Raw genomic sequence first — 4,609 nt, 5'->3', positions numbered from 1 at the left:
CCCCTACAGCACGCGCTACCCGCTGCTCGCGACCCCGCACATCTGCCTGTCCGGTCCGGTCGACCATGCGATGTATCAGAGCTTCCGCGACCAGCTCGCCAATGCCCCAACCGAAGGTACGCTGGTGATCGCGATCTCCACGCTTGGCGGCGACCCGGAAGTGGCGCGGCTGATGGGCGACGAAGTGCGGCTGCTGCGCGAGTTCACCGGGCGCGAAATCCTGTTCCTGGGCAAGGTCGCGGTCTACTCGGCCGGCGCGACCTTCATGGCGCATTTCCCGGTCGACAAACGCTTCCTGACCCAGGGCACGCGGCTGATGATCCACGAGCGCAAGCTGACCTGCGACGTGCATCTCGAAGGCCCGCTCAAGATTTTGCTGCCGATCCTGCAGGCCAAGCTGCACGAGATCGAGGAATCGATTCGCATCGAGGAAGAAGGGTTCCGCGACATCGTCGCCGGATCGAAACTGGCGTTCGAGGAGCTGTGCAAAAAGGCTCCGTCGAACCTGTATCTGGAGGCGGAGGAAGCGCGCGAACTGGGGCTGGTGCTCGACGTGATCTGACCTGCTCAGGAAAAGCTCACCGATCGCTCATGCCGGTCGGGACGTGGCGCGCTACGCTGGCGACTTCACTGACAGGAGTCGCTCATGGACTTGCCCGCCACCAACCGTTCGCCGGGAATGAAGATGCTGCTCGCGCTGCTCGTCGGCGCGGTGCTGACCATTCCGCTCTTTGCGGTCTATCTGCTCGTCTATGACCGGCAGACCCAGTCGGAGACCGCGCGCAGCAGCATCGCCGAGGGCTGGGGCGGGCCGCAGACGCTGGCCGGGCCACTGCTCGTTATCCCCTATTCCTTGCCGGTGACCGAGACCGTGCAGGAAAATGGCAAGCCGGTCACCCGCACCACCACCCAGCGGCGCGAGCTGTTCATCGCCCCCGACACGCTCGACCTCGACACGCGCATCAAGCCCGAACGGCGCACGCGATCGATCTATGAGTCGGTGGTGTATGACGCCGACATTTCGGGCGGCGCATCGTTCCGCCTGCCAGCCGACGCCGCGCGCATCGTCGATCTCGCCACCCTTGAATACGGCAAGGCAGAACTGCGCTTCGGCGTCGCCGATCCGCGCGGCCTGAAGCCCGCCAACCGCATCACCATCGACGGCCAGCCCGCCGCGGCCCAGCCCGGCAACGGCGTCGCCGCCACCGGCGGTTCGGGTTTCTTCGCCAATCTCGACGCCTCGGCCCTGCGCGAGCGGCCGGTCACCGCCAAATTTGCGTTCGCCTTGCGCGGCCATTCGGTCGTCGCGCTCGCCCCGCGCGCCGGTGCGACGCGCTGGACCGTCAGCTCGCCGTGGCAGCATCCCAGCTACACCGGCGGCTTCCTGCCCGAAACGCGCGCAACCACGCCCGCGGGGTTCAGCGCGACCTATCGCATCTCGAATCTCGCGCTCGGCACGACATTGGTCACGACCAGCGACTCGCCCGCAGAGACGCGGGAAGCGCAGCCAGCCTATGACGCGCGGTCACCCACCGCCGTGCCATCGTCCGTTGCACAGGTCGGCCTGATCCAGCCGGTCGATCTCTATGCGCAGGTCAATCGCAGCGTGAAATACGGGTTCCTGTTCATCGGTTTCACCTTCATCACATTCCTCCTGTTCGATGTCGTGGCAGGCGTGCGCGTGTCGGCGGTCGAATATCTGCTGGTCGGCGCGGGGCTGATCCTGTTCTTCGTCCTGCTGCTCGCCTTCGCCGAGGTGATCGGCTTTGCCCCCGCCTATGCGGTGGCGGCCGGAGGGGTCATCGCGCTGCTGACCGCCTATAGCGCCGCGGTGCTGGGCAGCCGCCGCCGTGCCGGGTTCATCGCCGGCCTGCTCGTAGCGCTCTATGGCGTGCTCTACATCCTGCTCAGCCTCGAAGCCTATTCGCTGCTGATCGGATCGCTGCTGCTGTTCGCGGCGCTGGCGGCGGTGATGTATCTCACCCGCAATCTCGACTGGAGCGGCCGCAGCGCCGCCCCGTCCGCAACCTGACCGCGACGTGCGGCGTGGGAGGGGGACGTTTCCCCTCCCACACCGCAGTCAGCACCGACGATTTTGACGCTGCTTCGATTGAGATCGATCCCACGTCACCTTATATTTGCAGGGCGGGCGGGGGTTATGTATCTGGCCTGCAATCTGGGCCGGAGCGGCTGCGTCGCTGCCCTGCCCGTGGCGTAGTTTATGAGGTTCCCGATGGCCGATTTCGTCCTGCCGAAGAACAGCAAGATCACGAAGGGCAAGGCGCATCCGGCGCCGGCGGGAGCATCGCGGAAAAAAACCTTCACCATCTATCGCTACGACCCGGATTCGGGGAAAAACCCGCGCTACGACAGCTTCACCATCGATCTCGACGAATGCGGCCCGATGGTCCTGGACGCGCTGATCAAGATCAAGTCGGAGATTGACCCCTCGCTCACCTTCCGCCGTTCGTGCCGCGAAGGGATTTGCGGGTCGTGCTCGATGAACATGGACGGCAAGAACGGCCTCGCCTGCACCACCGCGATCGAGGATATCAAGGGCGATATCAAGATCACCCCGCTGCCCGCGATGGACGTGATCAAGGACCTGGTCCCCGACTTCACGCACTTCTACGCGCAATACGCCTCGATCAAGCCATGGGTGCAGACCGTCACCCCGCCGCCGTCGGGCAAGGAGCGGCTGCAGTCGCCGGAGGACCGCGCGAAGCTCGACGGGCTGTACGAGTGCATCCTGTGCGCCTGCTGCTCGACCAGCTGCCCCAGCTATTGGTGGAACAGCGACCGGTTCCTCGGCCCGGCGATCCTGCTTCAGGCCTATCGCTGGCTGGCCGACAGCCGCGACGAGATGACCGGTGAGCGGCTCGACGATCTGGAGGATCCGTTCCGCCTGTATCGCTGCCACACGATCATGAACTGCGCCAATGTCTGCCCCAAGGGCCTCTCGCCCGCTAAGGCGATTGCCGAGATCAAGAAGATGGAAGCCGAGCGGGTCGTCTGATCCGCGTCGGTGCCCCCTGACTTGTCGCAGGCCGACACGCATTTCGTCTATCTGGACGATCCCGACCATCCGGGATGGAAGCGCTGGGAACTGCGTGACCCGACCCGGTTCAACGCCTTTCTCGGCCCGATCCTGACGCGGATCGAGGATGGCAAGGCGCTGGTGCGGATGGTGCCGGGGCGCGAGCATTCGAACCTGCGCGATTCGACCCATGGCGGGGCGCTGCTCGGCTTCATGGACGTCGCCCTGTTCGCCGCCGCGCGCAGCTTTGGCGTGCTCTCGGCAGGTGGCGCGGTGACGCTCGACCTGTCGGCGCAGTTCATCGGCACGAGCCGCATCGGCGAGCCAATCGTGGCCGAGGTCGAACTGCTCCGCGAAACCGGGCGGATGCTGTTCATGCGCGGGCTGGTGAAGCAGGAGGACAATGTCCTCGCCAGCTTCTCCGGCACCGTGCGCAAATCATCGCCGGTGCCATGACCGGCGTGCTCGAACGCTATCAGGCGCTGGTCGCCGCGGGCGAGTTGCGCGCCGACCCGGACCAGGCCGCCGCCGCGCGCCGCCTCGCCCATCTCGCCCACGAGCTCGAACAGGGTCCGCGCAAGGGCAGTGTGCTGTGGCGCCTCGCCCGCCGCGCGCCGGAGGCACCGCGCGGCGTGTATCTGTGGGGCGGCGTCGGGCGCGGCAAATCGATGCTGATGGACCTGTTGTTCGGCTGCGTCCGCATCGAGCGCAAGCGCCGCGTCCATTTCCACGAATTCATGATCGAGGTGCACGCGCGCATCGCCGAGGAGCGCAAGAAGGAAGCCGGCGACCCGATCGTGCCGGTGGCCAAGGCGATCGCCGCCAACCTGCGCCTGCTCGCGTTCGACGAGATGGTGATCAACAACACCGCCGACGCGATGATCCTCAGCCGGTTGTTCACCGCGATGATGGCCGAGGGGTTGACGGTGGTAGCCACATCGAACCGCCCGCCCGACGACCTCTACAAGGACGGGCTGCAGCGCGACAGCTTTCTGCCATTCATCGCGCTGCTCAAGGAGAAGCTCGACGTCTTGCCCTTGAACGGTCCGACCGATTATCGCCGCGACCGGCTCGGCGTCATGGACATGTGGCTGGTGCCGAACAGCCCGGCCAACACCGCCACCCTGTCCGCCGCCTTTTTCCGCCTGACCGATTACCCGGTCGAGGATGCCGCGCATGTCCCCAGCGAGGATCTGTCGGTGCAGGGCCGCACGCTGCACGTGCCGAAGGCGCTGAAGGGCGTCGCGGTCTTCTCGTTCAAACGCTTGTGCGAGGAGGCGCGCGGCGCATCCGACTATCTCGCCATCGCGCGCCGCTACCACACCGTCATCATCGTCGGCATCCCGCGGCTCGGACCGGAGAACCGCAACGAAGCCGCGCGCTTCGTCACGCTGATCGACGCGCTGTACGAGCATAAGGTCAAGCTGCTGGCGATGGCCGACGCCGCCCCGATCGACCTCTATGCCGAGGGCGATGGCAAGTTCGAGTTCGAGCGCACCGTCAGCCGCCTGATGGAAATGCAGTCGGAAGAATATCTGGCGCAGGGGCATGGCGCGGCGGGCTGATTACCCC

The 4,609-nt window shown here is 66.0% G+C and carries 5 protein-coding genes; all 5 read left to right on the top strand.

All coding sequences use genetic code 11. The annotated features are described in order from the left end of the window. Positions 1-22 precede the first annotated feature (22 nt). The 5 genes from AX681_RS12705 to zapE all read left to right on the top strand — a co-directional run bounded on the left by AX681_RS12705 (position 23) and on the right by zapE (position 4,602). On the top strand, positions 23-562 hold the full coding sequence (locus AX681_RS12705; protein WP_066658459.1) for an ATP-dependent Clp protease proteolytic subunit: 540 nt from the start codon (positions 23-25) through the stop codon (positions 560-562). Positions 563-646: 84 nt separating this feature from the next. After that, a complete protein-coding gene (creD, locus tag AX681_RS12700; protein WP_066658456.1) occupies positions 647-2,032 on the top strand; it encodes a cell envelope integrity protein CreD in 1,386 nt (461 codons plus the stop codon). Positions 2,033-2,233: 201 nt separating this feature from the next. After that, positions 2,234-3,016, top strand: coding sequence for a succinate dehydrogenase iron-sulfur subunit (locus AX681_RS12695; RefSeq protein ID WP_066658453.1), 783 nt, complete (start codon positions 2,234-2,236; stop codon positions 3,014-3,016). A gap of 9 nt (positions 3,017-3,025) precedes the next feature. Continuing rightward, on the top strand, positions 3,026-3,493 hold the full coding sequence (locus AX681_RS12690) for a PaaI family thioesterase (RefSeq protein WP_231733687.1): 468 nt from the start codon (positions 3,026-3,028) through the stop codon (positions 3,491-3,493). Next, complete coding sequence (zapE, locus tag AX681_RS12685) at positions 3,490-4,602, top strand: cell division protein ZapE (RefSeq protein ID WP_066658445.1); 1,113 nt, start codon at positions 3,490-3,492, stop codon at positions 4,600-4,602. The genes AX681_RS12690 and zapE overlap by 4 nt, the downstream gene beginning before the upstream one ends. Positions 4,603-4,609 lie beyond the last annotated feature (7 nt).

Origin of the sequence: Sphingomonas sp. CCH9-E2 (genome assembly GCF_001557215.1) — a bacterium.
In the GTDB taxonomy this organism is placed as follows: Bacteria; Pseudomonadota; Alphaproteobacteria; order Sphingomonadales; family Sphingomonadaceae; genus Sphingomonas.
The sequence above is the reverse complement of the archived record's forward strand: the minus strand, read 5'-3'. Positions and strand labels throughout refer to the sequence as shown.

Coding starts and splice junctions, on each gene's coding strand:
- zapE (WP_066658445.1), top strand. CDS start 3,490: ATGACCGGCGTGCTCGAACGCTATCAGGCGCTGGTCGCCGCGGGCGAG.
- creD (WP_066658456.1), top strand. CDS start 647: ATGGACTTGCCCGCCACCAACCGTTCGCCGGGAATGAAGATGCTGCTC.
- AX681_RS12695 (WP_066658453.1), top strand. CDS start 2,234: ATGGCCGATTTCGTCCTGCCGAAGAACAGCAAGATCACGAAGGGCAAG.